Source organism: Streptomyces sp. NBC_00207 (assembly GCF_045160965.1).
In the GTDB taxonomy this organism is placed as follows: Bacteria; Actinomycetota; Actinomycetes; order Streptomycetales; family Streptomycetaceae; genus Streptomyces.
Genome location: NZ_CP130715.1, coordinates 8,093,382 through 8,120,272, shown reverse-complemented (window position 1 = coordinate 8,120,272; position 26,891 = coordinate 8,093,382). Strand labels below are relative to the sequence as shown.

Annotated in this window: 30 protein-coding genes and 2 pseudogenes; 23 read left to right on the top strand and 9 right to left on the bottom strand. The window is 69.7% G+C overall.

What is annotated here, in order from left to right; translation table 11 throughout:
• Positions 1–78 precede the first annotated feature (78 nt).
• From OG472_RS37620 to OG472_RS37580, 9 genes are all read left to right on the top strand, one after another.
• Positions 79–1,680, top strand: a complete 1,602-nt coding sequence (locus OG472_RS37620; RefSeq protein WP_405942622.1) for an MFS transporter — start codon at positions 79–81, stop codon at positions 1,678–1,680.
• 219 nt (positions 1,681–1,899) lie between these two features.
• A complete protein-coding gene (locus OG472_RS37615; RefSeq protein ID WP_405942621.1) occupies positions 1,900–2,943 on the top strand; it encodes a methyltransferase in 1,044 nt (347 codons plus the stop codon).
• An 8-nt stretch (positions 2,944–2,951) separates the two neighbouring features.
• Complete coding sequence (locus OG472_RS37610) at positions 2,952–3,638, top strand: antibiotic biosynthesis monooxygenase (protein WP_405833509.1); 687 nt, start codon at positions 2,952–2,954, stop codon at positions 3,636–3,638.
• Entirely contained in the window at positions 3,635–5,131 is a 1,497-nt protein-coding gene (locus OG472_RS37605) for an FAD-binding protein (RefSeq protein WP_405942620.1), read from the top strand. The genes OG472_RS37610 and OG472_RS37605 overlap by 4 nt, the downstream gene beginning before the upstream one ends.
• Before the next feature lie 15 nt (positions 5,132–5,146).
• Positions 5,147–5,890, top strand: a complete 744-nt coding sequence (locus OG472_RS37600) for a class I SAM-dependent methyltransferase (RefSeq protein ID WP_383575338.1) — start codon at positions 5,147–5,149, stop codon at positions 5,888–5,890.
• Positions 5,887–6,237 (top strand): hypothetical protein, encoded by a 351-nt coding sequence (locus tag OG472_RS37595; RefSeq protein ID WP_384341673.1) that lies wholly within the window; start codon positions 5,887–5,889, stop codon positions 6,235–6,237. Before OG472_RS37600 ends, OG472_RS37595 begins: the two co-directional genes overlap by 4 nt.
• Positions 6,234–7,382, top strand: coding sequence for a glycosyltransferase (locus OG472_RS37590; RefSeq protein ID WP_401605815.1), 1,149 nt, complete (start codon positions 6,234–6,236; stop codon positions 7,380–7,382). The genes OG472_RS37595 and OG472_RS37590 overlap by 4 nt, the downstream gene beginning before the upstream one ends.
• On the top strand, positions 7,379–8,575 hold the full coding sequence (locus OG472_RS37585) for a cytochrome P450 (protein WP_405833505.1): 1,197 nt from the start codon (positions 7,379–7,381) through the stop codon (positions 8,573–8,575). The genes OG472_RS37590 and OG472_RS37585 overlap by 4 nt, the downstream gene beginning before the upstream one ends.
• The gene (locus OG472_RS37580; protein ID WP_405942619.1) at positions 8,559–8,825 is read left to right on the top strand and encodes a hypothetical protein; all 267 of its coding nucleotides are present in this window, start codon (positions 8,559–8,561) and stop codon (positions 8,823–8,825) included. Before OG472_RS37585 ends, OG472_RS37580 begins: the two co-directional genes overlap by 17 nt.
• Positions 8,826–9,119: 294 nt before the next feature.
• Here OG472_RS37580 and OG472_RS37575 read toward each other — a convergent pair whose 3' ends face one another.
• Positions 9,120–10,073 (bottom strand): sigma-70 family RNA polymerase sigma factor, encoded by a 954-nt coding sequence (locus tag OG472_RS37575; protein ID WP_405942618.1) that lies wholly within the window; start codon positions 10,071–10,073, stop codon positions 9,120–9,122.
• 19 nt (positions 10,074–10,092) lie between these two features.
• Positions 10,093–11,283, bottom strand: coding sequence for an NAD(P)/FAD-dependent oxidoreductase (locus OG472_RS37570; protein WP_405942617.1), 1,191 nt, complete (start codon positions 11,281–11,283; stop codon positions 10,093–10,095).
• A gap of 158 nt (positions 11,284–11,441) precedes the next feature.
• Between OG472_RS37570 and OG472_RS37565 the strand changes: the two genes are divergently transcribed.
• Positions 11,442–12,050 (top strand): hypothetical protein, encoded by a 609-nt coding sequence (locus OG472_RS37565; protein WP_405942616.1) that lies wholly within the window; start codon positions 11,442–11,444, stop codon positions 12,048–12,050.
• A 271-nt stretch (positions 12,051–12,321) separates the two neighbouring features.
• Here the strand turns inward: OG472_RS37565 and OG472_RS37560 are convergent.
• A pseudogene (locus tag OG472_RS37560) lies at positions 12,322–12,432 on the bottom strand (IS5/IS1182 family transposase); the annotation flags it as partial.
• A 254-nt stretch (positions 12,433–12,686) separates the two neighbouring features.
• Between OG472_RS37560 and OG472_RS37555 the strand changes: the two are divergent.
• The 5 genes from OG472_RS37555 to OG472_RS37535 all read left to right on the top strand — a co-directional run bounded on the left by OG472_RS37555 (position 12,687) and on the right by OG472_RS37535 (position 16,773).
• Positions 12,687–12,872, top strand: coding sequence for a tyrosine-type recombinase/integrase (locus tag OG472_RS37555; RefSeq protein ID WP_401605804.1), 186 nt, complete (start codon positions 12,687–12,689; stop codon positions 12,870–12,872).
• A 172-nt stretch (positions 12,873–13,044) separates the two neighbouring features.
• Entirely contained in the window at positions 13,045–13,308 is a 264-nt protein-coding gene (locus OG472_RS37550; RefSeq protein WP_401605801.1) for a cytochrome P450, read from the top strand.
• Between the two features lie 105 nt (positions 13,309–13,413).
• Complete coding sequence (locus tag OG472_RS37545) at positions 13,414–13,866, top strand: YbhB/YbcL family Raf kinase inhibitor-like protein (RefSeq protein WP_405942615.1); 453 nt, start codon at positions 13,414–13,416, stop codon at positions 13,864–13,866.
• Between the two features lie 1,099 nt (positions 13,867–14,965).
• Positions 14,966–15,823: a papain-like cysteine protease family protein gene (locus OG472_RS37540; protein ID WP_401605798.1), complete on the top strand. Its 858-nt coding sequence runs from the start codon at positions 14,966–14,968 to the stop codon at positions 15,821–15,823.
• A gap of 14 nt (positions 15,824–15,837) precedes the next feature.
• Positions 15,838–16,773, top strand: coding sequence for a hypothetical protein (locus OG472_RS37535; protein WP_405942614.1), 936 nt, complete (start codon positions 15,838–15,840; stop codon positions 16,771–16,773).
• Between the two features lie 669 nt (positions 16,774–17,442).
• Here the strand turns inward: OG472_RS37535 and OG472_RS37530 are convergent.
• The 3 genes from OG472_RS37530 to OG472_RS37520 are packed head-to-tail and all read right to left on the bottom strand — an operon-like array spanning position 17,443 to position 20,302.
• Positions 17,443–18,666 (bottom strand): MFS transporter, encoded by a 1,224-nt coding sequence (locus tag OG472_RS37530; RefSeq protein WP_405942613.1) that lies wholly within the window; start codon positions 18,664–18,666, stop codon positions 17,443–17,445.
• Position 18,667: 1 nt separating this feature from the next.
• Positions 18,668–20,038, bottom strand: coding sequence for an NAD(P)-binding domain-containing protein (locus OG472_RS37525; protein WP_405942612.1), 1,371 nt, complete (start codon positions 20,036–20,038; stop codon positions 18,668–18,670).
• A 54-nt stretch (positions 20,039–20,092) separates the two neighbouring features.
• A complete protein-coding gene (locus OG472_RS37520) occupies positions 20,093–20,302 on the bottom strand; it encodes a hypothetical protein (protein ID WP_401605790.1) in 210 nt (69 codons plus the stop codon).
• Between the two features lie 105 nt (positions 20,303–20,407).
• Here OG472_RS37520 and OG472_RS37515 point away from each other — a divergent pair, with 105 nt between their 5' ends.
• The 3 genes from OG472_RS37515 to OG472_RS37505 are packed head-to-tail and all read left to right on the top strand — an operon-like array spanning position 20,408 to position 22,366.
• Positions 20,408–21,466: a flavin-containing monooxygenase gene (locus tag OG472_RS37515; protein ID WP_401605788.1), complete on the top strand. Its 1,059-nt coding sequence runs from the start codon at positions 20,408–20,410 to the stop codon at positions 21,464–21,466.
• 40 nt (positions 21,467–21,506) lie between these two features.
• A complete protein-coding gene (locus OG472_RS37510; RefSeq protein ID WP_401605786.1) occupies positions 21,507–21,875 on the top strand; it encodes an ArsR/SmtB family transcription factor in 369 nt (122 codons plus the stop codon).
• On the top strand, positions 21,872–22,366 hold the full coding sequence (locus OG472_RS37505; RefSeq protein ID WP_405942611.1) for a GNAT family N-acetyltransferase: 495 nt from the start codon (positions 21,872–21,874) through the stop codon (positions 22,364–22,366). Before OG472_RS37510 ends, OG472_RS37505 begins: the two co-directional genes overlap by 4 nt.
• 23 nt (positions 22,367–22,389) lie before the next feature.
• On the opposite strand, the gene OG472_RS37500 is transcribed toward OG472_RS37505, so the two are convergent.
• Positions 22,390–22,929, bottom strand: a complete 540-nt coding sequence (locus tag OG472_RS37500; protein WP_405942610.1) for a DinB family protein — start codon at positions 22,927–22,929, stop codon at positions 22,390–22,392.
• Positions 22,930–22,953: 24 nt separating this feature from the next.
• On the bottom strand, positions 22,954–23,178 hold the full coding sequence (locus OG472_RS37495) for a hypothetical protein (RefSeq protein WP_405833488.1): 225 nt from the start codon (positions 23,176–23,178) through the stop codon (positions 22,954–22,956).
• Between the two features lie 50 nt (positions 23,179–23,228).
• Here OG472_RS37495 and OG472_RS37490 point away from each other — a divergent pair.
• Both OG472_RS37490 and OG472_RS37485 read left to right on the top strand, forming a co-directional pair.
• A pseudogene (locus OG472_RS37490) lies at positions 23,229–23,367 on the top strand (NADPH-dependent oxidoreductase); the annotation flags it as partial.
• A gap of 115 nt (positions 23,368–23,482) precedes the next feature.
• Positions 23,483–23,872: a hypothetical protein gene (locus OG472_RS37485; protein ID WP_405942609.1), complete on the top strand. Its 390-nt coding sequence runs from the start codon at positions 23,483–23,485 to the stop codon at positions 23,870–23,872.
• A gap of 13 nt (positions 23,873–23,885) precedes the next feature.
• Here OG472_RS37485 and OG472_RS37480 read toward each other — a convergent pair whose 3' ends face one another.
• Complete coding sequence (locus tag OG472_RS37480; protein ID WP_401605774.1) at positions 23,886–24,863, bottom strand: helix-turn-helix domain-containing protein; 978 nt, start codon at positions 24,861–24,863, stop codon at positions 23,886–23,888.
• A gap of 741 nt (positions 24,864–25,604) precedes the next feature.
• Between OG472_RS37480 and OG472_RS37475 the strand changes: the two genes are divergently transcribed.
• The 3 genes from OG472_RS37475 (at position 25,605) to OG472_RS37465 (ending at position 26,759) form a co-directional block, all read left to right on the top strand.
• Positions 25,605–25,838, top strand: coding sequence for a hypothetical protein (locus tag OG472_RS37475; protein WP_405942608.1), 234 nt, complete (start codon positions 25,605–25,607; stop codon positions 25,836–25,838).
• Between the two features lie 16 nt (positions 25,839–25,854).
• Positions 25,855–26,283, top strand: a complete 429-nt coding sequence (locus OG472_RS37470; protein ID WP_401605770.1) for a hypothetical protein — start codon at positions 25,855–25,857, stop codon at positions 26,281–26,283.
• Positions 26,284–26,450: 167 nt separating this feature from the next.
• Positions 26,451–26,759 (top strand): hypothetical protein, encoded by a 309-nt coding sequence (locus OG472_RS37465; protein ID WP_405833482.1) that lies wholly within the window; start codon positions 26,451–26,453, stop codon positions 26,757–26,759.
• Positions 26,760–26,891 lie beyond the last annotated feature (132 nt).

Here is a 26,891-nt window from a genome sequence, read left to right as displayed (position 1 = left end):
CATCGAGAAGATCGGAAGAACGCAGTGGCTGAAAATCCAAGTCGATCCTCATCGGCCAGTCGGGACGCTTGGCTGGGTTTGGTCGCGATTTCCCTCGGTGTGTCGCTGGTGGTCGTGGACTTCACCATCGTCAACGTGGTGATGCCCCCCATCATCGACGACCTGAAGATCACCGCGTTCGGCGCGCAGTGGATCCAGGAGTCCTACGCGATCATCCTGGCAGCCCTGCTGCTGCTGATGGGGCGCCTGTCGGACATCGTGGGAGCACGCCGTCTGTTCGTCGTCGGCACCGTGGTCTTCGGGCTGGCGAGCATCGCCGCGGCGGTGGCGCCCTCCGGGGAGTTCCTGATCGTCAGCCGGTTCGCCCAGGGCGTCGGCGGCGCGATCGTCATGCCGACGTCGCTGGCGCTGCTCAACATGACCTTCCGGGGACGCGACCGCGGCAAGGCCTTCGCCATCTGGGGGTCCACGATCGGTGCGGCCGCGGCGGTCGGACCGCTGCTGGGCGGCTGGCTCGCCGAGGCCTCCTGGCGGTGGGCGTTCGGCATCAACATCTTCGTCGTGGTTCTGATCCTCGCGGGCATCATGCGGTTCCTCCAGCCGTCCCCCCGGCAGCCGGGAAAGGTCGACGTCGTCGGCGGAGTCCTGTCGGTGCTGGGCCTCGGACTTCTCGCCTTCGGTCTGATCGAGGGCCGCAACTACGGTTGGTGGGAGGCCCGCAAGAGCTTCGGCCCCTTCGGTGACGTGGTGAACCTGTCGGTCGTCCCGGTCGCCCTGGCCGTATCCGTGGTCAGCCTCGCGCTCTTCCTCCAGCTGCAGGTCCGGCTGACGCGCGCGAACGGCACGGCGCCGCTGATGGACACCTCGCTGTTCGGCATCAAGTCCTTCAGCACGGGCAACATCGCGACGCTGATCATCGCGCTGGCGGAGTTCGGCATCCTCGCCGTACTGCCCCTGTGGCTCCAGTACACCCTGGGGTACTCCGTACTCCAGACCGGCCTGATGGTCTTCGTCGTCGCGGTCGGCAGCTTCTTCGCGAGCGGTGCCAGCTTCGGCATGGCCGAGAAGACCGGCCCCATCGGCCTGGTCCGCATCGGCCTGGTGCTCGAAGCGCTCGGTCTGCTGATGTTCGGCCTGCTGGCGAGCAGCGACTCCCAGTGGTGGGTCATCGCCATCGCCCTGTTCCTGTACGGCATGGGGGTCGGCTTCGCCACCGCGCAGGTCACCAACGTCGTCCTGGCGGACGTACCGCCGCAGCAGGCCGGCCAGGGCTCCGGAATCCAGAGCGCCGCGCGTCAGCTCGGCTCCGCGCTCGGCATCGCGATCCTGACGTCGACGTTCTTCACGGCGCTGGACTCCGACCTGTCCGAGCGGCTCGCCCAGCAGGGAACGCCCGACGCGGACGGGCTGTCCTCGGCGGTCTCCGACAGCGCGGGCGCGATGATCTCCGGGCTGAGCCAGAACCCCGCGACGGCCTCGGCCGCCGACGCCGCCCGGGACGCCATGTCCTACGGGGTCCAGATCAACGGCTACACCTGCGCCGCGCTGCTGGTGCTCGGAATGCTCGCGACCTTCCTCATCCCCCAGCGCAAGCCGGACGCCCAGCAGTGGGGCGGACAGGACGCTTCCGGCGGGGCGCCGGAAGCCGGCGCCGACGTCCAGCGGACGCCCGCCTCCTAGAGGGCACGGCCCCATGGCTCCACCAGCCGCAGAGTGCTGCGGGACGGGCGAATCCGCTCCGTCCCGCAGCACTCTGCACTGTTCCGGCGCTGATTCCCAGGACCATCCCATGGGAATACCTAGCGCCGTTCCGGCACCGGCAACAGAGTGTGTTCGAGAGCGAATTGCCCTTGCAACGGTGCCTCATTTCGACGCATGGCAACCAGTCGAAGGGAAAACATGACCATCACAAGCACGGAATCGCTGCGCCCGCCGTCGCCCCCCGTCAGCATCCAGCTTCTCGATCTCCTCATGGGAAGCTGGCGCGCCGGGGTCGTCAGCACATTCGCAGAACTCGGCGTGGCCGACGCGCTGGGGCCCGGCGGCCTGACGCCGGCGCAACTCGCCGTTCGGCTCGGCCTGAAACGCGATATAGCGGAACGTTTCTTCCGCGCCAGCGCCGCTGTGGGCCTGCTGCAGCAGACCGAGCAGCACACCATGGAGCTGACCGCTCTGGGCCACGCCCTGGCCACGGACGACGACTCCTCCATGCGCAACTTCGCGCGCTGGACGGGATCCACTGCAGAAAGGGCGACCTGGGCGCACCTGCCCACAGCGGTGCGCACGGGCCGATCCCCCTTCGCCGCGATGCACGGTTCCGGCGTATGGGAATTCATGGAATCGAATCCGGACACCGCTTCGGTCTTCAATTCCGCGATGACCGAACTCTCCAAGAGGATCATCCGGCCCGTGGTCGAGGCATTCGACTTCTCCCGGTTCGGCAGCATCACGGATGTCGGTGGAGGGCGAGGCGCGCTCCTCTCCGCCGTACTGCAACAACACCCCGGGACGTCCGGAGTCCTCTTCGACCAGCCGGACGTGGTGTCGCGGGCCTGGCCGGAGCTGTCGGACGCGGGCGTCGCCGACCGCGTGACGGTGAAGGCCGGCTCCTTCTTCGACAGCGTCCCCCCGGGGAGCGACCTGTACATGGCCTCCAACGTGTTCCACGACTGGGACGATGCGCGCTCGCGCCTCATCCTCAAGAACATCGCGTCGGCCATGCACGAGGGAGCGCACCTCGCCGTCGTGGAGGCCGTGGCCGGCGTGGACGAGAAGGCGGACCAGGCCATCGCGCTCATGGACATGGACATGCTCGTCCTCTGCGAGGGCAAGCAGCGCACCGTGCAGGAGTTCCGGACCCTGATGTCCGAGGTCGGCATCGAGCTGGTCGGGGTCACCCGCGCGGGACTGCAGTCCGTCATCGAAGGCAAGAAAGTCTCCTAGGAGGACGTATGCCGATCATCGAGCCCGAGAACGGCTCCCTGACCGTGTTCAACCTGTTCAACACCACCGACTCGGAGAAGCAGGCGACTCTCCTGGACGCCATGCGGGGCATCATCGCCAAGGCGAACTACCCGGGATGGCGGTCGTCCACGCTGCACGCGGGGGTGGCGAAGCCCTGCGCGGCCAACTACATCCAGTGGAGGTCGATCGACGACCTCAAGGAGCGGTACGACGGCGAGAACTTCAAGCACAACACCGTTCCCTACTTCACCGACCTCACCACGTCGGTGCACCTGCTGAAGACCGAGGTGGTGTCCGTCCAGACGAAGGACGGCGACGCCCGGACGGAAATAGGCCCGGACCGGGACGACTTCACCGTGATCGTTCTGATGGGGTGCGAGAGCAAGGACCAGGGCGAGCTCGTGTCCCTGCTCGACAAGCCGGACGAGTGGATGCGGCAGGTGCCCGGGTACCGCTCCCACAGCATCCTGCGCGCGCTCGACGGCACCATGGTCGTCAACTACGCCCAGTGGGACGACGCCGCCTCCTACCAGGCCTTCCACACCATGCCGGAGGAACAGCGCCCCGCGCACGACCGGCAGATGCGCGCACGCGGCAAGTCCCTGCTGACCTCGAGGGACGCCAACACCTACGAGACCGTCTTCACCCAGTCCTGCGAAGGCTACGCGTCGTGACCCTGCCGATGTCACCCTTCACCGTGGGTCCCGAGGACCCCCGGTACCTCGAGCTCTCGCACTCGGACAACCACCGGTTCGCCGTCGAGCCCGCGGAGTTCCACCTTCCCCTCACGCCGGACGACGTCGTCGCGTCCCTGCGCAAGGCCGTCGCCGAAGAGCGGGCCGTCGCCTGCCGGTCCGGCGGGCACTGCGGCCAGGACTTCGTCGGCTCGCCGCGACGGGACCTCGTCCTGGACCTCCACAACCTCAACACCGTCGGCCCGTCCGCCGAAGGGCCTGGGGTGCGGATCGGTGCGGGTGCGACGGTCGATCAGGCGCAGAAGGCCCTCTTCCGCCGCTGGAACGCGTCCCTGCCGCTCGGCGCCTGCTCCGCGGTGGGCATGGGAGGGCTGGTCGCCGGCGGCGGCTACGGTCCGCTGTCGCGCCAGCTCGGCCTGGCGGTCGACCACTTGCACGCCGTGGAGGTCGCCGTCGTGGACGAGTCGCGCGACGTCCGCCTGGTGACGGCGCGCGCCGACGACACCGGCGACCTCGGAGACCTCTTCTGGGCGCACACCGGCGGTGGGGGCGGCAACTTCGGCGTGGTCACCGCCTACGAGTTCCGCAGCCCGGAGCACCTCGCCACCGAGCCGATCGGACTGGCTCGCGCGAGCAGCCGACTGCACGTGCAGAAGATCATCTACCCCTGGGCCGCGATGGACGAGGAGTCCTTCGTCACCGTGATGCGGCGCTTCTTCGCATGGCATGAACGCCACTCCGCGCCGGGAACTCCGGAGAACTCGCTGTTCGCCAGCTTCTTCGTCAACCACCGCAACTCCGGGTTCCTCCAGCTCATGGTCCAGCAGGACGCCGACGTGGACCCCGAGGGGAAGATCCTGGCCGACTTCGTCGCGTCGCTGACGGAGGGCACCCGCGCGGTGGGCATCCCCCGCGGGGGCGTGATGAGCTGGCTGACCGGCACCCGCTACATGAGCCAGGCCGACTGCGGTGACGTCATGGGGGCCCGGTCGGCCTCCAAGTCCGCATATCATCGCGCGACACCCACCGACGACCAGTTCTCGGTGCTCTACCGGCACCTGAACTCCGACCACCCCGGCCAGGCGTCCTACGTCATGTTCAACAGCTACGGGGGCGAGATCAACCGCCGCGCGTCGTCGGCCACCGCCGCTCCCCAGCGGGACTCCGTCGCGAAGTCGTCGTGGTTCACCGCCTGGCAGGACGCCTCGATGGACGAGCTCCACCTCGGCTGGCTGCGCGGTCTGTACGAGGAGTTCTTCGCCGGCACGGGAGGGGTGCCCGTCACCGGGGACCGCACCGACGGCTGCTACATCAACTACCCCGACACCGACCTGCTGAACGCCGAGCACAACCGGTCGGCGCAGCCCTGGCACCACCTGTACTACAAGGACAACTACGCGCGTCTGCAGTCGGCGAAACGCACGTGGGACCCCCTGAACATCTTCCACCACGCCATGTCCGTAGAACTCTGAGAGGAACCGCGAACGATGCCCACCGGCAGCACGGAGAAGATCCCCTTCGAGAAGCTCTACCAGGAGGGGGAGAAGTCGGGCCCACTCATGCCGTGGAACATCGGAGGCCCGCAGCCGGCCGTACGCCGGATCTGTGACGACGGCGGCTTCCACGGGCACGTGCTCGACCTGGGGTGCGGCCTCGGGGACAACGCGTTGTACCTGGCGTCCCAGGGCCTTCGGGTCTCCGCCGTCGACGTGTCGGAGGTCGCCGTCGAGTGCGGCCGCGAGAAGGCCCGCAAGAACGACACGACCGTCGATTTCCGGGTGGCCGACGCGTTCTCCCTCGCGGCGGACGGCCCCCGGTACGACGTCGTCCTGGACAGCGCCTTCTTCCACACACTGCCGGCCGAGGAGACGCCGCGGTACACGGAACTCCTCAGGGCCGTGTGCAACGAAGGCGCCGAACTCCACCTGTTCACCTTCTCCAAGGAGCTCACCCCCGACTACCCGGGCCCGCGCCGCGTCTCGGAGCCCGAGCTGCGGGAGGCATTCTCCGCGGACTGGGACATCAAGGTGATCGAGGCGACGCGCTACCACAGCTCGCTGCCCGCCGAAGCCGTGGCCAAGATGGTCGACCCGCGCACCTTCGAGGTCGACGCCCCCACCGACAACCTCGCCGACCAGCTGATCGACGAAGCCGGAAACGTCGTCTCCCGGATCTGGCACATGCACGCCGTACTGCGCCCGCAGGAAACCCGATCGGAGAACCGCGCATGAAGTTCGCCGCCGTACTCGTCGTCAACTACCTGACCCCCTGGTATGAGTTGTCGCTCGAAGAGCGCATAGCAATCGAGCACGAGCACGTCTTCCCCAGCGTCGGGGCCTTCGTGAAGAGGGGTGGGAAGCTCACCCCGGTGCGCGCCATCAAGTACGGGCGTGAGGCGGAGAGCTTCTTCATCCTGGGCTTCGACGAGATGGAGGACTACCTGGACCTGGTCCGGGAGCTGCGTTCGAGTCACCTGCTGACCGCGGGTCTCGCCGTCATCGACTTCGAGACCGTGGGCCTGGAGGAGGCCTACTTCGCGGAGCGCGACAAAGACCGGTCGCCGGCGGTCGCCGCGTGAAGGCCCTGTTCTACGCCGCGGGCACGAGCCCGGCCAGCGCGTTCGCGATCGGTCCCCTCGCCTCGGCCCTCCGGGCGTCCGGGCACGAGATCATGGTGGCCTCCTTCGAGGAGATGTCCGGCGCGGTCACCGGAATCGGCCTGCCGTCCATCCCCGTGGCCCGCGGGCATTCGACCGAGAGCATCAAGGCCGCCGCCCACGGCAGGCCGGCGATCGAGTACCCGCACCGGCCCGAACAGGAGATGCCCTACCTGGGCCACTGGTTCGGCCGCCAGGGCAGCTACGTGTGCGACGACCTGGTGGACATCTGCCAGCTGTGGGGCGCCGACGTCCTGATCGCGGGCAGCCAGGGGCACGGGGCGGAGATCGCCGCCCGCGCGGCCGGCATCCCGTTCGTCCGCCAGTCCTGGGACCTGTTCGACATCCACGGTTACGAGGAATACCTCCACGAGGAGCTGGCGGACCAGCTCGCCAGGATCGGCGCCGACACGCTGCCCGACCCGTCGCTGCGCATCGACATCTGCCCGCCGGGCCTGACCGAGACCACCGGCACCTTCATGCGCTGGACGCCGCACAACAAGCAGCGGCAGATCGAACCGTGGATGCTGCAGACCCCGGACAGCGGCCGGGTGTGCCTGACGATGGGGAGCTTCCGGTACGCCTTCCCGGGCGCGATGGACCGGATCTCGGCCATCGTGGAGCGGCTGCTGGAGCTCGGCGTCGAAGTCGTCGTCGCCATCGGCGAGGCGGAGGGGAAGCAGCTCCAGGAGAAGTACCCGCGGGTCCGGGCGGGCTGGATCCCGCTGGAGGCCATACTCCCCACCTGCGAGGTGATCATCCATCCGGCGGGCGGCCTGACGGCGGTCAACGCCATCAACACCGCGACCCCGCAATTGATCCTCAACCCGTTCGAGGCGTTCACCCCGACCCTGAAGCGGCTCACGGACTACGGCTGCGCCCGGACGCTGTACCGCGAGGAAGGCAGTCCGGAGGCGATCGCGCAGGTCGTCAAGGAGATGCTGGGCGACTCCTCGTACTGCTTCAAGGCCCGGGAACTGGCCGAGCGGGCCGCCACGGCGCCCACCGCCGTGGGAATGGTGCCGCTGATCGAAGACCTCGTCGCGCGGGAAAAGGTGAACCGGTGAGTCCGACGACCACGATTCCTCAGACCGATCTCGATCCGTACACCGACGCCTCGATCACCGACCCGTACCCGCTGTACGGCGCGCTCCGCGACGCCGCACCCGTGGTGTACCTCACCTCGCACCAGGTGCACTGCGCCGCCCGGTACGACGAGGTGTACACGGCCCTGCACCAGCACGGCACCTTCGTCTCCGGCGAAGGCGTGGGCCTCACCGACACCCTCAACAAGGCGCAGAAGGGCAGCAGCTTCACCAGCGACCCGCCCTACCACGCCTACGTACGCGGACTGGTGGCGCGGCACCTCAAGCCCCGGGCGATGGCCGACATCACGGGGTACGTCACCTCCTGGGCGGACCGGCTGGTACGCGAACTCGTGGAACGGCAGTCGTTCGACGCCGTCCAGGACTTCGCCGTGGCGTTCCCCCTGGCCGTGGTCCCGGATCTGCTGGGATGGCCGGAGGACGAGGGCAAGGAACGGCTCCTGGAGTGGGCCAGTGCCGGATTCAACGCCTTCGGGCCGATGAACGAGCGCACACAGGCCGGGCTCCCCCTGCTGGGCGAGATGAGCCAGTTCCTCCACCGGATGTCGCAGCCGGGCAATCTGCGCCCGGGGAGCTGGGGGGCCGAACTGGTCTCCGAGGCCCGCGAGGGCAAGATCGAGGACAAGCTGCTGCCCGGCCTGCTCGGTGACTTCCTGGCCCCGTCCATGGACACGTCCGTCAGCGCGCTGTCCAGCATGATGTGGCTGCTCGGCACACACCAGGACCAGTGGCAGCGGCTGAAGGAGGACCCCTCGCTGGTCTCGTCGGCATTCAACGAGATCATCAGGTTCGAATCGCCGCTCCGCGGGTTCACCCGTTACGTGGCGGAGGACACCGAACTGGGTGGCGCGCCCCTGCCCCGCGGGTCGCGGGTGCTCCTGCTGTTCGGCTCGGCCAACCGTGACGAGAGGTTCTGGAAGGACCCGGAGACCTTCGACATCGCCCGGCCGGGCGTGGCCCAGCAGATCGGTTTCGGGCACGGCATCCACGCGTGCGTCGGCCAGGCCTTGTCGCGCCTGGAGGGGCAGAGCCTCCTGGAGGCGCTGATCCGCCACGTCGACAGGATCGAGGTCGGAGAACCTTCGTGGAGGCTGCACAACACCATCCGCGGCATCGAGAAGATGGACGTGACACTCCATGGGCGAACGTCCTGAACCCGGCGAAGTGCTGGCAGTGGTCAGGATCGACGCCCGGCGGTGCGAACTGCACCAGCAGTGCGAAGGCCTGTCGGACACACTCTTCGCCTCCCCCGGGCAGCAGCTCGTCGTCCGCGAGGGGGGCGGGGACGTCCGTCAGGTGGCGAGGCTGGTCAGGTCCTGCCCGATGGGAGCCCTCGATCTGGACGTGACGTCCTCCGAGGCACCCGGTGAGCCCCTGGAAAACGCACAGGAGAGCGCACGCTGAGGTGTGCACGACCATTCCCCCGAGGAGCGGTCCGCCCTGCCGGGGCGGACCGCTCCTGTGTACGTCTCACCGGGCGCCGGCCCGCGGCCTCCCGCTGATGCCCGGGCGCGCGATCGGGATCAGCGCGGGCGGGATCCGCTGTGGAGTTCCACGTACAGGAGGTGGGTGAGCAGCGTGCGCAGGGCCGTGTAGACGACGCCGTTTCGCATCCGGCTTGAACCACCGACCGGCCGGGGAACCCGGAAACGGTTCAACGCAGCGCGGGTCCTGCGCCTGGCCTCGGTCGGCGCCGGGTCACCACTCGGTGATGAGCGGCACGTCCGGTTCGCGTTGCCGCCAGGCGTCGGTGAGGCGGATGAGGCGGTCAGGGGCGGCGATGCCCCGTACGGATGCGATCTTGCCGTCCGTGATGTCGAACGTCACCGCGCCGACGACCTTGCCGCCCGGCACGAAGAGGAGGGCGGGGGCGCCGTTGACGAGCGCGAAGTGGACCTCGGAGACCCCTCCGGCAAGTCGCTGCTTCGCGGGCGTGGACTTGAAGCCGGCCCGTGCGATGGCGGCGATGCGCTCCGGAGTGTCGTACTGCAGCAGCTTCTTGGTGAGGCCGGCGCCGTCGGAGATCGCGGTGGCGTCGTCGGTGAGCAGTGCCACCAGCCGTTCGGTGCGGCCCGAAGAGGCGGCGGCGAGGAATTCCTCGACGATCCTGCGGGCGGATGCCGGGTCGAGTTCGCCGCTGCCGCGACGCGCCGTGGTGATGTGGCGCCGGGCCCGGTGGAGGTGCTGCTGGCTTGCGGACTCGGTGATGTCGAGGATCTCGGCGATCTCGGCGTGGTGGTAGGAGAACGCTTCGCGCAGGATGTAGACGGCCCGCTCGAGGGGTGACAGGCGTTCCATGAGAGTGAGCACGGCCAGGGAGACCGTTTCGCGCTGCTCGAACGTGTCGGCCGGGCCGAGCATCGGGTCGCCGTCGAGAAGCGGTTCGGGCAGCCAGGCGCCCACGGTGCGTTCGCGGCGGGCTTGTGCCGAGCGGAGCCGGTCTAGGCACAGGTTGGTGACGACCTTGGTCAGCCATGCCTCCGGCACCTTGATCCGCTGCCGGTCGGAGGTCTGCCAGTGCAAGAACGCGTCCTGCACGGCGTCTTCGGCATCGGCGGCGGAGCCCAGCAGCCGGTACGCCAGCGAGGCCAGCCGGTTGCGGCTGGCCTCGAACCGACTGGTGTCGAAGCGGTCAATGGCGGTGCTGTCCACGGGGATTACCCTAGGCGGGCTACGCGGCCACCTTTGCGGCGGCCCCGTCCTGCGCGGCGACCAGGTGGCGCTTGCGCTTGGGCAGGCCGAAGGTCGGGTGAGAGGTGGTCCACAGCGACATCTTGAGGATGCCCGCCTTGATCCGCGCGGCCTTCCGGCCGGCCACGTACTTCGGCTTGGCCTGCGCCTCGCCGTCGACCATCTGCAGGATGCCGTCCCGCCGCCCGAGGCTGATGTGGTTGCCCGGGTAACCCAGCTTGACGTGCTCTATCTTGCTGCCGGTCAGACTTCCCACGATGGCCTTCATGGCCTGCATGCCGGTGAAGCCGGCCGAAGCGCAGGACATCGGCAGCGGCAGGCCGTTGTCGCCGATGGTGTAGACGCTGTCGCCGGCGGCGTAGACGTTCGGGTGCGAGAGCGACCGCATGGTGCGATCGACGACGATCCGGCCGTCGTCGGTGACGTCCAACCCGGCTGCGGCGGCGATGGGGTTGACCGCGAACCCGGCCGTCCACACGGTCGCGTCGGACACCAGGGTGGTCCCGTCGGCGCACAGGACGCGCGTCGCTTCGACGGCTTCGACGCTGGTGTGCTCCAGGACGGTGATGCCCAGCCGGTCGCAGGCCTGACGCAGGTGGCCGCGGGCTCCGACAGAGAGCGGGGCGCCCAGCTCCCCGCGGGCGACCAGCACCACCGACAGGCCGGGCCGCGACTCGGCGATCTCGGTGGCGGTCTCGATGCCGGTCAACCCGTCACCGACGACCACCACACTCCCGCCTCCCCGCAGGTTGTCCAGGCGCTCACGCAGGCACAGCGCCGCCGGACGACTGGTGACGTGGAAGGCATGCTCGGCCACGCCACGGACGCCGTGGTCGGCGACGTGGCTGCCGAGCGCGTAGAGCAGCGTGTCGTAGCCGAGTTCGCCGCCGCCGTCAGCGTCGGCCACGGCGACCACCTGGCGCTCGGGGTCGACGGCGGTGACACGGGCCAGGCGCAGCCGTATCCCCGTACCCGCGAAGACGTCGACGAGCTCCGGGGCCTCGATCTCCTGGCCGGCCGCGAGCTGGTGCAGCCGCAGCCGCTGGACGAAGTCCGGCTCGGCGTTGACCACGGTGATCTCTGTGTCCGCAGGGGACAGCCGGCGGGCCAGAGTGCCGGCCACGTAGGCCCCGGCATAGCCGGCGCCGAGGACGACGATGCGGTGCTTCATGTGATGCTCCTGTCGGTTCGCTTGCTCTCGGCGACTTGAGCGGAACAGCGCCCCGATTCCTGACAGGAACCACATGTGACGTGGGCCACAGGGCGCAACGGTGTCGTCCATCGGAGCGCACGCGCCGAGGAGGCGCAGATGCTGGCCGAGCTGAACGAGTGACCCTCGGCGCCGCCCTCGGCATGCTCCCCTCCGTCGCCAGCACCTCCATGCCGCTTCCTCCTGATCCGCAAGCCCTCTGGGAGGCGGGGCTATTGCCCGGCCGCCGGGACACGGGGGAAGACATGCGTCCTTCCACCGTCAAATCGCCCACTCATTCGATTAGACGTTCACGTACGCAAAACTCGACGCACCCCTGGCCCGCATCGCCGACCGCAATCTGCACCTCCGACTCGCGGCCCAACGACCAGAATTTCCGGCCGCCTGCACTAAGATCCGCCGCTAGCATCACTCGCTCGACAGGAGGCCCGATGATCGGCGTGCTCGTGACTTTCACGCAGACCGACAAGTTCGATCGTGCAACTCTCGCAAAGATTGCCGGCGAACTCCGAGGACCGTTCGAAGGCATGGCCGGCCTTCGCTTCAAGAGCTTCATGCTCGACGAAGACGGCGTTCGGGCAAGGAATTTCTACGTGTGGGATGACAAGGAGAAGGCCCGTGCCTTCTTCACGGAGGAGATCGTCGAGAAGGTGACGGGGATCTATGGCGTCCCTCCCAAAATCGAATACCTCGACATCGTGGGGTTCGTCGACAACTCCGGCACCTGAGTCTCAAGGAGGCTGTCGCACAAACCTTTGCTGTCCAGGCCGTTTTGGACCATCGGGGCATGCCGCAGAACATCCTCACATGCGATCGAGACCTCGCTGCTGCACCCCGGCAGCCCCCTGACCTCCACGACTGACTGGCCGAGGACCACGGCGCCCGGTTCGTGATCGAGGCGATCGAGCAGCTCCACCTCGCGCCCTTCCACAGCGCATATCGCTCCGCCGGGTACGGCCGGGCTGCCCCCGAGGCGCCGCCGAAGCGGCGCCCGTCGCCGTATGCCTCGCGGTCGAAGGCTGGAGGGCGGCTGCCGCGGCTGCCGTTGCGCTTGCGGTTGGCGATCCGGCCGGCGGGTTGTGGGATCACAGCCCTGACCCCGCGGGCTCGATCATCGGCGCGGTACTGGGCGCACTTCTGCTCGGCGGCTGCCGAGGCCCCCTCAAGCACCGCAAACCCACCGACTACCGCGACGCCCCACTCCCCGCCCGCATCCGCGAAACGATCGAGTGGGCCACCGACAAACACGGCACAGTCGACGGCTACCTCCTACGCCACCCCCAGGACCCGACGAAGCCGTCCAGTACGTTCAGAACCAGTGGCAGCGCGTCAAACGGGTCGGCGAGGTCGACGTCCCCGATGGCATGGTGATCTACAGCCTCCGCCACTTCTTCGCGTCCAACTGCCTCACGAACGCCATCCCCATCACCGACGTCGCCGAATGGATGGGTCACAAAAGCATCGACATCACCTTCAAGATCTACCGCCACCTCATGCCCGGCTCCATCAACAAGGCCGACAAGATACTCAACTTCGGCCTCGCGGCCTGAATCTGCAAAGCAGCAATCACCACTGGCACTGCCTCCGAGCCGCCCCGTGTCCGACGCATCTTCCACGTGCCCGTAGCGACAAGACCGGTCAGGGCCTCACCGACCGCGGGATCCGTGACGAGATCAGCACCCTGCTGGTGCGAGGCATCGCGACGACCGCCGACCTGATGGCATGGACGTTCGACACTCTGGCCGCCCCGCCCCGCCGCGCCTCGAACGTTACCTGTGTACTGAACTGGACGACGTAGTCGGCGCACGGCAACCTGCCTGCGACGACCTGGCCAAGCTCCCCCTCCTGGGCAGGACGCTCGCCGAGACACTCCGGCTCTACCCGTCGGTCGCGGTCCTCAGCCGAACTCCACTCGGCGATGTCTCCCTCGGAGGACCGCGGATCCCCGCCGGCGCTGACGTTCTCTTCAGTCAGGCGGCCTGGTGACAGCAGAACGGGTGAGCCGCGCGTTTGGCGAACGGACGCCGCTGATCGGGTGTTCTGCCCTGCGGGCCGGTGTCTGCGCCGCCGCCTGCGGGTAGTGCGCCGCGCATGAACGGAATTGAACTCAGCAGCGCCGCGTTCGACGATCACACCGTGATCCCCCGCCGGTACAGCGGGGAGGGGGAGAACATCTCGCCGCCTCTGACCTGGTCGGCGACGCCCGAGGGGACCGCTGAGCTGGTGCTGCTCTGTGAGGACCCGGATGCCCCGGGAGGGACCTTCCTCCACTGGCTGGTCACCGGCATCGATCCCGGGGTCATCGGGGCCGAGGAGGGGCAGAAACCTCGGGGCGGGCTGCCGTGGCCCAATGACTTCGGGCGCGTGGGCTGGGATGGTCCGATGCCTCCGCCGGGGCACGGGCCACACCGCTACTTCTTCCGCCTGTACGCCCTGTCCGAGGCGCTCAGCCTGCACGGCCGACCGACCGTCGACACCGTGCACCGCGCGGTCGAGGGCAAGGAACTGGCCGCCGGAACCCTGGTCGGCACCTATCAGCGCTGATCGCCGCGCGAGCCGGAATCCGCGGGGCGTGACCGGCGTCCATCGACGGTGCAGCCGCGCACCCGAGGCGACGCCGGACGCCGGTGCCAGGTTCCGGACTCCGCGCTCGAGCGTCACCCAGCCGCAGCCAGCGCAGTGCGATCGCCCGGCCGGGATGCTCGATGTCGCGCGAGGTATCCAGGACGCAGTCGTGTCGCGACCGCCGGAACCCGTCCAGAGGCGGCTGCCTCGACTGGGCGGCGGGCAGGGACGCGCTCATTCCAGGCAAAACCTGAAGTCGATTTTTCTTCATCAAATGATGGAGAGTCACGCGGCGCACACTCTGGGCGATTTAACTACTTGACAGCGTGTCCAATAAAGGGCCGGAGTAGATCAAGTTTACGTAAAGTCCCACGCCGCCAGGGGCCGCTGCATGGCCTGGACCAATGGCCACGGAATCCCCAACCCGTCGCAACCATAGCTGAATTGACTATCTGTCACATCGCCCCTCTATGGTGATTGAATTCGCGACATCTTCGCGCGTAGAGCAAAGGCGTTCAGGTCCCCCGATCTCTCTGGCAGGATTCCCGGCACCCAATCCAGTCAAGGAAAGAGGTGCGGTTGTGCGTGGTCACGGAAGGCCTGAATCTCGGCTTCACCGGCAGTGCAAGGCCGTCGATCTGCCCGAATGTGACGCTCGGTCAATTGGCGCCGCCCGGCTGTAGTTGTCCGGCTCCCGGCCCTGCCGCGACGGCGTGCGCGCAAGGTGGGCAGTTCACCCCCGCCTGCGGAACCGCAAGAAACTGGTCGGGGAGCGTTCGCCGGCAACATGAGCGCAACCGCCGCCGAAGGCGCCACCGTCGGTCCGTCGCCTCTGATGTCTGCCCGGCCGATCACGGCGGCCTCATCGACAATGCGGCGCCATCCCTGGGGCGTTGGCGGTGAGGGGATCGCGGCTGCAGCTGGTCGAGTCGCCCCCTGTGCCGCTGCTCCGGTGAGTGGCCGCCGCCCGTTTCGAGCGCCGCTCTGGTCGGTTCTGACCGGCCCCGCCAACTGACTATTCGTCATTTTATGGGAGCGCCGCCAGGCAAGCCCGTTCCCGCATTTCAGATCAAGGAGCATGATGCACAAACGTCGCGCGTCCCGCCGCAAGAAAGCGCTGATAGCCGCGATCACCGCCGCACTCTCCGGCGGTCTGCTCTTCGGCTTCAACGCCCTCGCCCAGGCCGATGTGGTCAGCGGCACGGTCATCGGCGGGCAGGGCAACTACAAGACCGTCAACCACCGGGCCAAGCCGTCCCTCTCGGCCCAGGTGAAGGGGTCCTCGAAGGTGGGCGCCAAGATCCAGATGTCCTGCCGGACCACCGGCGACACCGTGGAGAACAACCCGAGGTGGATCTACACCGGCTCGTTCTACATCGCCGACGCCTTCATCAAGGAAAACACCACCTCTCTGCCGGTCTGCGGTTCAACCCCGAACCCGAAACCCACCCCCACGACCGCGAAGACACTCGGCATCGACATGCAGAAGCAGGTCAGGACCCAGTGGTGCTGGGACGCCTCCGGCGTGACGATCGCCAAGCACTGGGGCCGCTCCGTCAGCCAAGAGCAGTTCTGCCAACTCGCAGCCCAGGGAACCTGGGTGGACTGCAACAACCAGCCCGCGACGCTGGAGGACATGGCCAATGGCCTGGCCAGGCTGGGACTGAGGAACAGCGGCCGCAGCCTGTACCGCAACGCCTCGTTCGGTGAGTCCGCCGCCGAGATCGACGCAGGCCGTCCGTTCGCCGTCCGGTTCGGCTGGCGCACCGGGGGCGGTCACATGAACGTCATCTACGGCTACGACAGCGCCACCAACATGATCGCGGTCGGCGACCCGTGGCAGACCACCCAGACCTACACCTGGTGGAACCACTCCACTTACACGAACAACAACTCGTTCCAGTGGACCCACTCCCGCATCGGCATCCAGGGCTGAGGAGCAGACCGATCATGCAGACCATGCGACACGCCAGGCACGCTGCACTCCGGGCCGCCGTCCTCGCCACGGCCGCGCTCGCCGCCGCCCTGTGCGGAATCGTTCCCGCACAGGCTGCGGAAGGCGACGGCATCGCGGGCTACCAGTCGGCCCAGCAAGCCCTCGGGAGTGACCAACTCCGCAACACCGTCTCCCGCTTCCTGGTCTCGGCCCGGCAGCCCCGCACCGCCCCCGCCGCGGACGGCGGCACCGTCGGCACCCCTGGGAACGCACCCGCCGCGGTCGCCGCGCCGCCCGGGTTCGATCTGAACAAGGACCCGGTCCCGATGTTCGAGATCAGCCCCGAGTTCGTGACCGGCAAGACCCAGGCGACCCCGCAGACCGCACTCCGGCTCTCCTACCTGGCCTCGCGGGTGACCGCCTCCGACGGCAAACACGCCGCCGTACTGCTCGCACCCAAGGGGAACGCCGCTACGCCGGCAAGCGGCGCGCAGAACGTCGGTGCCGAGGGCTGGCAGCTGGCGGGCATCCGGGACGGGGACGCCGAGGTCGGCTTTGCCGAGCGCGGCACTCCTCAGGCCCGTACCTTCACCGAGCCGCAGATCCACGCCTGGTACCGGCTCACCGCCGAAGGCATGGTCGAGCCGCTCAACGAGGAAGCGACCACCGGCCTCGGCGGAAAGCGCGGAATCACCCTCGCCGCCTACCAGAAGTTGGTCACCGCCCGCTACGGCGACAAGATGCCCGGCTCGGAATACGACCGCAAGGGCCTGGCCGGCGGATACGGCGGCCTCGTGGAGGACCAGCCGGAGCAGGTCACTGCTGCATCCGCTACGCCGGCGCCCGAGTCGTCCTGGCAGCCGATCTCCGCCACCGCGGCCGCAGCCGTGGCGGCGGTCGCCGGTGCGGTGGTCTACGTGCGCCGCCGGGGAACTGCCACCACCCGCTGATCCGGCTCCATAAGCCGGGCCCCTTCTCCGTGCTCAGCCCGGCGACTTCCGTCACCGGATCCGCACAGGCGCGGGAAGGAGGCCCGGCCCCTGTCCGTCCACGCAGCAGCACGTCCAGGCCGGCGGGGTACGACCTCGTGGAGATTCTCACGGCAGGCGGTCCACCCGTTCGACGTGGGTTGCCCGCCGATGCGGTCGGGCCGGTTCCAAAGCCAGTCAGGCCGCGCCTCGGACGCCGACCGAGGCCGCCGCACCGGAACAGAGCTCAGCTCCACCACCGCGCACTCGTGCACCTTCGAGCCGACGGTCCGTCCTCCACAACCACCAAGTGCCACTGCCGGCGACCCCGAGCAGTATCAGTCCGACTACGTAAGGCCAGATGGCCGACCCGAACATCAGGAGCAGCGCCAAGACGATGACGCCGACCCATGCGCCGGCCTTGAGGCGAGCCTCCCGACGCTTCCGTGATGCCGACCGGCTAGTCTTGCGTACCGCCACCCAGTACCTCCCCGTCTCCGATCAGCAGTCTGGGCAAGGCGACAGGTGTCAGTAAGGGCGCCCGTCGGCCATGGCTCGATCCCAGCGGGCCGCCCAGCGAACGGGGCCGGGCACGCGCTCAACGACGAACGACCCAGCGTCCCCGCGGCCGAGGCCGAGGAGCGCTGGAGGTCATCGGCTCGGGCCGTTGCCCGGACGAGTCCCGAATGCTGTGACAGCGGCGGTGATCGACAGTGTGGCGAGCAGTGCGAACAGGGCGGGGTAGCCGCCGAGGGGGCCTGCCAGGACCGCGCCGGCGAAGGGGGCGAGGGCGGCTGCGGCGTGTGCGGGTGCTCCGAGGAGGCCGGAGAGCCAGCCGTAGTGGCTGGTGCCCCAGCGGTCGGTGACGGCGGTGGCCTGGAGGAGGGTGAGGTTGCCCCGAATCACCCCGGCGAGGACGGATACGGCGACGAGCAGGGCGTAGGGGCCGGCCACGGTGGCGAGGGCTGCGGTGGTGAGGGCGCCGAGGGCGATCAGGGTGACGGTGCGGGCGGTGACGCCGAGGTGGCGGGCGAGGGTCGCGTACAGGGTGCGGCCGAGGGTCTGGCCGGCGCCGCCGAGGCCGAGGGCCCATGCGGCCTGGGTGGTGGTGTAGCCGCGTTCGAGGAGGAGGGGGACGAGGCCGATGACGACGGCGTACATGGCGAACGCGGAGAGGGTGAAGGTGACGGCCAGCATCCAGAACGCCCGGCTGCGCACGACCTGCTCGTGGCCGCCGGTGACGTGCGGCGGGCTCGGCGGGGCCGGGGGCCAGGGGGCTTTCAGCGCGAGGGCGTGCGCCGGGACGGTCAGGACGGCGAGGATGCCGGCCAGGACCACGTAAGTGGCGCGCCAGGACATGTGGTCGGCGAGTATCGCGGTCAGGGGTGCGAAGACGGTGGAGGCGAGGCCGCCGGCGAGAGTGACGATGGTCAGGGCACGGATGTGGTCGGGGGCCCACCAGCGGGTGAGGGCGGCGAAGGCGGGCTGGTAGAGGATGGCGGCCATGGCCGCTCCGGCGAGCAGCCATCCGGCGAAGAAGACGGCCAGGTTGGGGGCCGCGGCTATCACCAGCAGGCTCAGCGAACCCAGGACGGAGCCGGCGGTCATGACGGTGCGGGGGCCGCGGTGGTCCAGCATGCGGCCGACGTAGATCCCGGCTACGGCGGAGACGACGAGGGCGGCGGAAAACGCTGCCGTGGTCGCGCCCGCGCTCCAGCCGGTGTCGGCGGTGATGGCCGGGTTGAGGACGATGAAGGCGTAGTAGACGATGCCCCAGCTGCTGATCTGGGTGAGGCAGAGCGCGGGCAGGACGGCGCGTGGCCGCGACCGGACCCCCGTCCCGGCCGCGGCCACGCCGCTTTGAAGGTCGCTCACCTCAGCAGCCGCCGGAGGAAGCGGGAACGGGAGCGGCGCCGATGGTGAGGGTGGCCGGGGTCGCACAGCACCCGCCACCGGTCTCCTCCGCGGCTGCGGGCTCGTCGAAGAGGCCCGCGCCGCCGCACACCCCGGTCTCCGGGAGGGTGAGTTCGACGCGCTCGGCGGCTTCCTGGTCGCCTGCGAGGTGGGCGGCGATGGAGCGGACCTGCTCGTAGCCGGTCATGGCGAGGAAGGTGGGGGCGCGGCCGTAGGACTTCATGCCGACGAGGTAGACGTCCTTCTCCGGGTGGGAGAGCTCGTTGACACCGTGTGGGTAGACGGTGCCGCAGGAGTGCTGGTTGGGGTCGATGAGCGGGGCGAGCGCGGTCGGGGCTTGGAGGCGCTCGTCGAGACCGAGGCGCAGCTCGTCCAGGAATGTGAGGTCGGGGCGGAAGCCGGTGAGGACGATGACTTCATCCACCGGGTCGAGACGGCGGCCGTCCTCACCGATCAGGATCACCTGGCCGTCTTCGGTGCGCTCGACGGTGTCGGTGCGGAAGCCGGTGACCGCGTCGGCGTAGCCACCGTCGACGGCTGCCTTGGCCGCCAGGCCGAGGGCGCCGCGGGCGGGGAGTTGGTCGGCCTCGCCGCCGCCGAAGGTCGAGCCGGAGATCCCGCGGCGCAGGATCCACGTGGCGTGAGTCCTCTGGCCGTCCTCGGACTTGGCGAGATCGGCGAGGTATGCGAGGGCGGTGAAGGCGGAGGCGCCGGAACCGATGACCGCGGTGCGCTTGCCCGCGTAGCGGGCGCGGACAGCGGGGTCCATCAGGTCCGGGACCCGGTAGGCGATGTGGTCGGCGGCTGCCTTCTCGCCGAGGGCGGCGAGTCCGCTGCCGCCGGCGGGGCTGGGGGTGGACCAGGTGCCGGAGGCGTCGATGACGGCGCGGGCGAAGAGGCGGTGCTCGTGGCCGTCGGCGTTCTCGTAGTGGACGACGAAGGGCTGGGTGTCGCGGTCGGCGTCGACGATGCGGTCGCGGCCGGTGCGGGAGATGCCGGTGACGCGCGCTCCGTAGCGGACCTGCTCGCCGAGCACGTCGGCCAGCGGCTGGAGGTAGAGGGTGACCCAGTCCCCGCCGGACGGGTAGGTGTCCTCGGCCGGCTTGGTCCAGCCAGTCGGGGCCAGGAGCTTCTCGGCCGCCGGGTCGACGAGCTCGCCCCAGCGGGAGAACAGCCGCACGTGAGCCCACTCGCGCACCGCGGCGCCGGCGAGCGGGCCGGCTTCCAGAACGAGGGGCGTGATGTCGCGGTCGAGGAGGTGGGCGGCGGCCGCGAGTCCGGCGGGGCCGGCCCCGATGACGACGACGGGCAGCTCGGTGGTGGTCTCGCTCATGGCATGTCTCCGGGTCTTCGTGCGGGCGGGCGGGTTGGCGGGGGTTTCGGATGGTCAGCAGCAGCCGGCGCCGGTGGCGACGGCTTCGCGCTTGGCCTGCGGTTCGCAGCAGGCTCCGGCTGCTTCCGCGCCCTCGCTGGTGCCGCAGCAGGGTGAGGACTGGGCGGGCGCCACCTCGGCGGCGGGCTGCGCGGGGGCGGAACCGCAGCAGGAGCTCGTCGTCGCGGCGCGGTTCGGGTTGGTTGGGGTGATCGGCTCGTTCATGACGACTCCCTCGTGTTTCGAAGTTTGTCTATGGCTTGCGTGATCAGCATGGCACCTGTATCGATAGACGTCAACATAGACATTCATCTAACTCTTGGGGTTGCCGTGGAGCATGTGGAAGCCGTCGTCATCGGGGGCGGCCAGTCTGGGCTGGCCACTGCGCATGCGCTGGTCAGGGCAGGACTGAAGCCGGTGGTGCTGGAGGCGTCGGACCGGGCGGCGGGGTCGTGGCCGCGCTACTACGACAGCCTGACCCTGTTCTCACCGGCCCGGTTCAGCGCTCTGCCTGGGATGCCGTTCGGCGGGGATCTGGACCGCTACCCGCACCGGGACGAGGTCGTCGCCTATCTGACCGCCTACGCCGACCGCCTGCAGGCCGACATCCGCACCGGCCGGCGCGTGATCGCGGTCCGGGCCGACGGCGCCGGGTTCACGGTCGAGCTGGAGGGCGGCGGGCAGCTGTGGGCGCGGGCGGTGGTCGCCGCCTCGGGCAGCTTCGGTTGCCCGCACCGCCCTGACCTGCCGGACCTGGAGACCTTCGCGGGCCAGGTCCTGCACGCGGCCGCCTACCGCGGCCCGGCCCGGTTCGCCGGGCAGCGCGTGGTGGTGGTCGGGGCGGGGAACTCCGCGGTGCAGATCGCCGCCGAGCTCGCCCTCGAAAGCCGCACGAGCCTGGCCACGCGGGCGCCGGTGAAGTTCGCCCGGCAGCACCTGCTGGGCAAGGACCTGCACTTCTGGCTCACCCACACCGGCCTGGACACCGCCCCACTCGCACGTCTCCTGAAGACTCCACCCGCCCCGCCGGTCCTGGACGACGGCCGCTATCGCGCCGCCCTCACCGCCGGCATCCCCGACCGGCGCCCGATGTTCACCCGCCTCACCAACGACCGGGTCACGTGGGCCGACGGCACCACGGAGCGGCTGGACGCGCTGATCCTCGCGACCGGCTACCGCCCCCACCTGCCCTACCTCGCCGGACTCGACGGCGCCCTCGACCCGGCCGGACACCCTCACCACCGCGGCGGCGCCTCCCCCGCCCATCCGGGCCTGGCGTTCGTCGGGCTGGAGTGGCAGCGCAGCCTGTCCTCGAACACCCTGCGTGGGGTCGGCCTGGATGCCGCCAGGGCGGCCCGCCGTCTGGCGGCCCACCTGGCCCGCAGCTGACCCCCTGCCCTCTTAGTTCGATGTGTGTCAACATAGACGTATGTCGAATGTGAAGGTTCTGCCGCTGCTGGAGCCCGACGTCGTCGCGGCCTGCTGCCCTCCGCTGAACGAGCGCCCGATGTCGGCCGAGGACGCCGAGGTCGCGGCGAAGATGTTCAAGGCCCTCGGTGACCCGGTGCGCCTGCGTCTGTTCTCCGCCGTCGCCTCCCACGAGGGCGGGGAGGCGTGCGTGTGCGACATCTCCGACGTCGGTGTCTCCCAGCCCACCGTCTCCCACCACCTGAAGAAGCTCAAAGAGGCCGGGCTGCTGTCCTCCGAGCGCCGGGGCACGTGGGTGTACTACCGGGTCGAGCCGTCCGTGCTCGCCGCCATGGGCGCGCTGCTGGCCGGCGCCGCGAAGACGGCGTGACCGCGGTGCGGATCGAGCCACTGCTACCCGAGCACGCCGAGCAGGTCCTCGGCATCTACCAGGCAGGGATAGACGAGGGCAACGCCACCTTCGAGACCGAGGCCCCCGGCTGGACCGCGTTCGACAAGGCCAAGCTGCCCGGCCACCGCTTCGTCGCCCTCGACGACGGCCGGGTGCTGGGCTGGGTCGCAGCGAGTGCCGTCTCGGACCGGTGTGCGTACGCGGGCGTGGTCGAGCACTCCGTGTACGCCCACCCCGAGGCACGCGGACGCGGCGTCGCCCGCACCCTGCTGGACGCCCTGATCGCCTCGACCGAGACCGCGGGTATCTGGACCATCCAGTCCGGGATCTTCCCCGAGAACACCGCTAGCCTCGCCCTCCACGCACGGGCGGGGTTCCGTGTCATCGGCACCCGCGAGCGGATAGGCCGCCACTACGGGGTGTGGCGTGACGTGGTGTTGCTGGAGCGGCGCAGTCCACAGATCGTCTGACGCCGCCGGTCCGGCTGCCGGCGTCAGTCAGCGTGGTGCAGGGTGAGTTGGCGACGGTGGAAGTCGAAGTGCTGGGTGGGGTAGCGGTAGATGTCCGCGAGGGTCATGAAGTCCTTGAAGAACGGATCCCAGCGGACGGGGTAGTGCATGCCCCGGGCGAGCCGGGCGTCCGTCTCCGAAATCAGGTGGCGGTGCAGGGAGTCGATGACCCGGTCGAACGCCGCGCCCATCCGCTGCGGCCCGTAGAACTTCACCGCCCCGCGCGGGCCGACGTAGTTGACCCAGTCGAAAGGTACGGTCGCCGCGTCCAGCGCCCGGGCGAAAACCCTGCTCGCGCTCCGTGGCAGCCGGTGGAAGACGCGGACCAGGAGCAGCAGACGCAAGACGACCATGTAGCCGAACAGCATGTGCCACAGCAGCTGCTCGTTGGTCCACCTGGTGCCGTGGGTGGCACTGGAGAGTTCCTCCTCGGAGGCACTGTCGAGCAGGCGGTGGAAGGTCTGGCGGGCACGCTCATAGTCCTCGTGCACGGCCTGCCGGTCCATCGCGATCGCGTTCATCATGGCCTGCCAGTTCTGGGCCGCGACTCAACGAGTCGGCCGGGGTGGCAATGATTCCCGCTCCAGGCCGGGCGTAACGGAGGCGGATGCGGCCGTAGGCCCGCAGTCCTGAAGGAGCGGGCCGAAGGTCTGCCGCCCGATCATGGTGGCGCAGGCCTGGCTGACGATCTCACCGCGCACCTCGGGGTGCGTCAGCTGCCATTGCCCGGCCGGGGCCCGGCCGGCGAAGAGGTTGAGGGCGTCACAGCACACCGCAGCGGCCGGGCCTGCGCCTTCGCGGCGCCCGACGAATACGACCGCCGCTCGCCTACGGCAAGGCCGCCGCGATCTGTGTCGTCGGCAACGAGGACGGCGCGCACAAGGTCAGCGCCGACCCTCTTCCAGGGCCTCAACGACGTCGGCTTCTCCCTCGCACCGAACGCCGTCACCTACTGGGTCGGCCGCCGGCGGCCCCGACGACGACGTCGGCGTCCATGCTTCGTTTTCCGGCTCGTCGCGTGCGGAACTCTTCGCGCAGCGGCTTTCGTCGGCGCCGCCGGGTCGCTGAAGTAGGCACATGCCACCCACACCGACCGCACCGACCGCCGAGCCACCCGAGGACGGAACCAGCGACGACTGCGAGAAGGTGCGGTACATCCTGACCCGGGCCGGTTTCGACACGACGTCGGAGTGGGGCGACGGCCTGCGCGTGTGGACGACCCCGGAGGGGGTCATGGTGGGGTGGGTAGCCCGCGAGGTGCTGCGGCCGACCGTTCAAGTCCACGGGCACGAGGAGGACCTCTCGCGGTTCACCTCTCTGGCCGGCCTGCACAAGGCACTCCAGACAGCCCTCGCGGTGATCCTGCGCGAGGCGGGCCTCGATGTCGCCACCCGCGGGACCCATCTGCGAGTCGTCTGGCCCGGGACGGCGCCGGCGGGCGGCGAGGCGGACGCGGGGGGCTGCTGACCCGGTCGCCTGCTCAGGATTGCGCCAGCGTGCGTCGGGGCAGGCGTCCGTAGGCGGCACGGTAGGCGGCGGAGAAGCGTCCCTGGTGGTGGAAGCCCCACCGGTTGGCGATGGCCGTGACCGTGTCGCGCGAGGGATCCGCCGCGACCAGGTCGGCGTGGGCCAGAGCGAGCCGTACGCGGCGAAGGTGGGCCGTCGGAGTCGTCCCGAGATGGCGTCGGAAGGCGTACTGGAGGGCCCTCGGGGTGACGCCGGCGGCTGCGGCCATCTCGACCAGGCCGATCTCGGCATCCGGCTCGGACTCGATGAAGGCGACCGCCCGGCGGACCGTCTCCGTCGTCGCGTCACGGGTGTCCGCGAGCACGGGCTCGGGGCGGGCGTTACTGGGGAAGGCGGCGAGGACGGTCGCGGCGAGCATCCTGGCGACGGCGTCGATCACCAGAGGTTCGCTCTCCACCGGCAGGGCCAGGACGCTCTCTTCGGCGTACGCGACGGTCCTCTTCCACTGGGCGGCCATGGCATCGGAGACCGGAGTGAAGCGGGTGAAGCTCAGCGGGCGGACGGTCCCTCCGGGCATGCGGCCCGCGAGCCGTTCCAGTAGGGCGAGCGGTACCGTCACCGCGCGCAGCTCGGCCGCGTGCACGCGGCCCGCGTAGGGGAGGTGGGGCTGCGAGATCGCAAGGACGTCGCCCGGCCCGGCTTCGGTGACATCGTCCGCGCACTCCCGGGCCATGCGGCCGCTGACCACGTGGGTGATGGCCACCGCCCCCAGGGGACCGGTGGCGTAGGCGTACTCCGTCGGCAGGGACAGGGTGCTGAGCGAGACGGGGCCGGCGGCGGTGCGGCTGTACCGGAAGGAGCTGTGCGGGGCGGGTGTCTTCATCCGCAGGCTCGTTCCGTACGCCGCCTTCAGCCAGTCGCGCGCGACGTCCACATCGGTGGTCCGGAAGCTCTCCCCGCCAGGTGGTTCCGGGTGCGACTGATGGGGCATGGCGATGGGCGTCCTCTTCAGCGGCGAGCGCGGCACGGCGGGCGGCGCGGGCTCCAGCCTACGTCGGAAAGCGGACGCAGGGGCGCGTACGCAACTGCACGGACGGCGTCGAGGTGCGCGGGGTGCCGGGCCGGGCGGCGAAGGCAGGGGGAGGACATCGCAGGTCGAACCTGGGTGGACGGCCACACCTGGAGTGAGCGTGGTCACCCCGTCTCCGGTTCCCAAGCGCGCTAGTTCTTGGCCCTGTTCACTCTGCCCGGCCGATCCCAGCTCCCTCACCGGCTCTGTGGGCCGCTGGTGCCGAACGCCTACCCCCAAAGGACGCCTCCTCGTTGGACTCGGGCACAGCACCACCTGCGGCACAGAGCCGTCATCTTGGACCGCAACCGCCGGTGGGCACACGAGGATCACTCCGAGCCGGTCCTGCCTTCCTGTACGGCCCGTGGCGGCCTGGCTCGTCGGCATCGGTGCCGGCATCGCGAAAGGCGGTCTTGATCTTGGCTGTTGGGGGTGGCTTGATGACCGGGGGGCCGTGACGGCCACGGCCCGAACCCGTGGGGGCCGGATGGAGCGCGGTGCGGACGTGCTGGTGGTGGGGGCCGGTGTGCTGGGCCGGTCGGTGGCGTTCGCGTTGGCCACGGCAGCGCCGACCGCCCGTGTCGTGTTGGCGGTGATCCCGACCGGGCGGGCGCTTCGCGGGCCGCCGGGGCGATGCTCGGCGTCCTGGGAGAGGTGACACCTGTGTCGTTACGGACCCGGCACGGCGGGTTCAGGCTCGCCCTGGCCGTCGAGGCGGCGAGGACGTGGCCCGATTGGCGGGAGCGGGTACGGGCTGCTGCAGGTGAGGGGCCGGCCGCCGACGGCTGGGGAGCGGGCACCCACATGCTCCTCGACGCCGTGTCCTCGCGCCTCGACGACGCGGCGTTCACCGCGATCACCGCCGCGGCAGACGAAATTCGGTCTCGCCTGCCATGAGACCGACCCGGCCGACGTGCTGAGCGCCGAGGACCTTGAGGAGGTTCTTGCGTTCACGGGACGCGACGGTCCGGGCGGTGGAGGCGTCGACAACGGGCGCGAGGCCGTGGGGAACGACGAATCGGCGCCGTCATCGGGCTTCTCGAGCCCGATATCACGGCGATCGGCGACGGCCATCGGCGACGGCGGCCTCGCCACCACCGTGCGCCGCCCGCTGGAAGACGCCCGGCAACTCGCGCGCGCCCTCGTCGATCTCGCCGGCAGGCCGGCCAACCTGACGATCCTGGAGCGTAGCGTCAACGGTCGGCCCGGCCTGATCGCCCAGCAGGACGGCGTCATCGTGACCGTGTACGCGTTCGATGTCACAGACGACCGGATCACCCGCATCTGGGCCGTACCCAACCCCGAGAAGCTCCGGCCGTGGACGGTGGGCCACCACACTTAGCCGTGGATCCGGAAGGGTCGCTCGCTCCATGAGCGAGTGGTCGAGCACACCCCGGGGCGGGGCCGCGCGGCGACATCCGGCAGTGTGATCTACCGAGCTTGAGGGGGTTTGAAGCGCGATACCGGGGCATCCCCAACGCAGCCCTCGCCAACCGACAGGAGGCAGCAGTGACCACCTACGTCATCACCGTGCCCGGCACGTTCCTGAGTGACGTCGACGATGTAGCACGCTCCGAGCTGGCGAGGAGGCTGGCTCCGCACCACACCGACTTGAGCGAGACCGAAGACGTGGAACTGCTCACGGTCCACGAGGGCGGTACCTTCTCCGTCCGGCTCGAAGTCGAGGCCCCCGACCGGGCCACGGCCGAGGACGAAGCCGTACGCCTGCTGGCCGGTGCCCTCGTGGAGCTGGGGTTTTCGGAGAAGGACGCACCTCTGGGGCCTCCGGCGGTCACAGGCGTCGACGGCGAGTTCTGAGATGCGTTGAGCTGGCGGCACGTGAAACCGCCGCCGCCCCCTCGCCGCAGGGGAACCCGCCGGGCCCGTCTGCCACTGCCACTGCCACTGCCACGCATAGTCTGCGCCGCTGTGCCGCGTCGGACCTGTCGC

Bases quoted from the DNA above. Each gene is read 5' to 3' on its own strand.
- OG472_RS37600 (WP_383575338.1), top strand. From the start codon at position 5,147: ATGCCCACCGGCAGCACGGAGAAGATCCCCTTCGAGAAGCTCTACCAG.
- OG472_RS37540 (WP_401605798.1), top strand. From the start codon at position 14,966: ATGATGCACAAACGTCGCGCGTCCCGCCGCAAGAAAGCGCTGATAGCC.
- OG472_RS37610 (WP_405833509.1), top strand. From the start codon at position 2,952: ATGCCGATCATCGAGCCCGAGAACGGCTCCCTGACCGTGTTCAACCTG.
- OG472_RS37510 (WP_401605786.1), top strand. From the start codon at position 21,507: ATGTCGAATGTGAAGGTTCTGCCGCTGCTGGAGCCCGACGTCGTCGCG.
- OG472_RS37615 (WP_405942621.1), top strand. From the start codon at position 1,900: ATGACCATCACAAGCACGGAATCGCTGCGCCCGCCGTCGCCCCCCGTC.
- OG472_RS37570 (WP_405942617.1), bottom strand. From the start codon at position 11,283: ATGAAGCACCGCATCGTCGTCCTCGGCGCCGGCTATGCCGGGGCCTAC.
- OG472_RS37525 (WP_405942612.1), bottom strand. From the start codon at position 20,038: ATGAGCGAGACCACCACCGAGCTGCCCGTCGTCGTCATCGGGGCCGGC.
- OG472_RS37535 (WP_405942614.1), top strand. From the start codon at position 15,838: ATGCAGACCATGCGACACGCCAGGCACGCTGCACTCCGGGCCGCCGTC.
- OG472_RS37580 (WP_405942619.1), top strand. From the start codon at position 8,559: ATGGGCGAACGTCCTGAACCCGGCGAAGTGCTGGCAGTGGTCAGGATC.
- OG472_RS37500 (WP_405942610.1), bottom strand. From the start codon at position 22,929: ATGATGAACGCGATCGCGATGGACCGGCAGGCCGTGCACGAGGACTAT.
- OG472_RS37520 (WP_401605790.1), bottom strand. From the start codon at position 20,302: ATGAACGAGCCGATCACCCCAACCAACCCGAACCGCGCCGCGACGACG.
- OG472_RS37555 (WP_401605804.1), top strand. From the start codon at position 12,687: ATGGTGATCTACAGCCTCCGCCACTTCTTCGCGTCCAACTGCCTCACG.
- OG472_RS37545 (WP_405942615.1), top strand. From the start codon at position 13,414: ATGAACGGAATTGAACTCAGCAGCGCCGCGTTCGACGATCACACCGTG.
- OG472_RS37595 (WP_384341673.1), top strand. From the start codon at position 5,887: ATGAAGTTCGCCGCCGTACTCGTCGTCAACTACCTGACCCCCTGGTAT.
- OG472_RS37480 (WP_401605774.1), bottom strand. From the start codon at position 24,863: ATGCCCCATCAGTCGCACCCGGAACCACCTGGCGGGGAGAGCTTCCGG.
- OG472_RS37485 (WP_405942609.1), top strand. From the start codon at position 23,483: ATGCCACCCACACCGACCGCACCGACCGCCGAGCCACCCGAGGACGGA.
- OG472_RS37550 (WP_401605801.1), top strand. From the start codon at position 13,045: ATGGACGTTCGACACTCTGGCCGCCCCGCCCCGCCGCGCCTCGAACGT.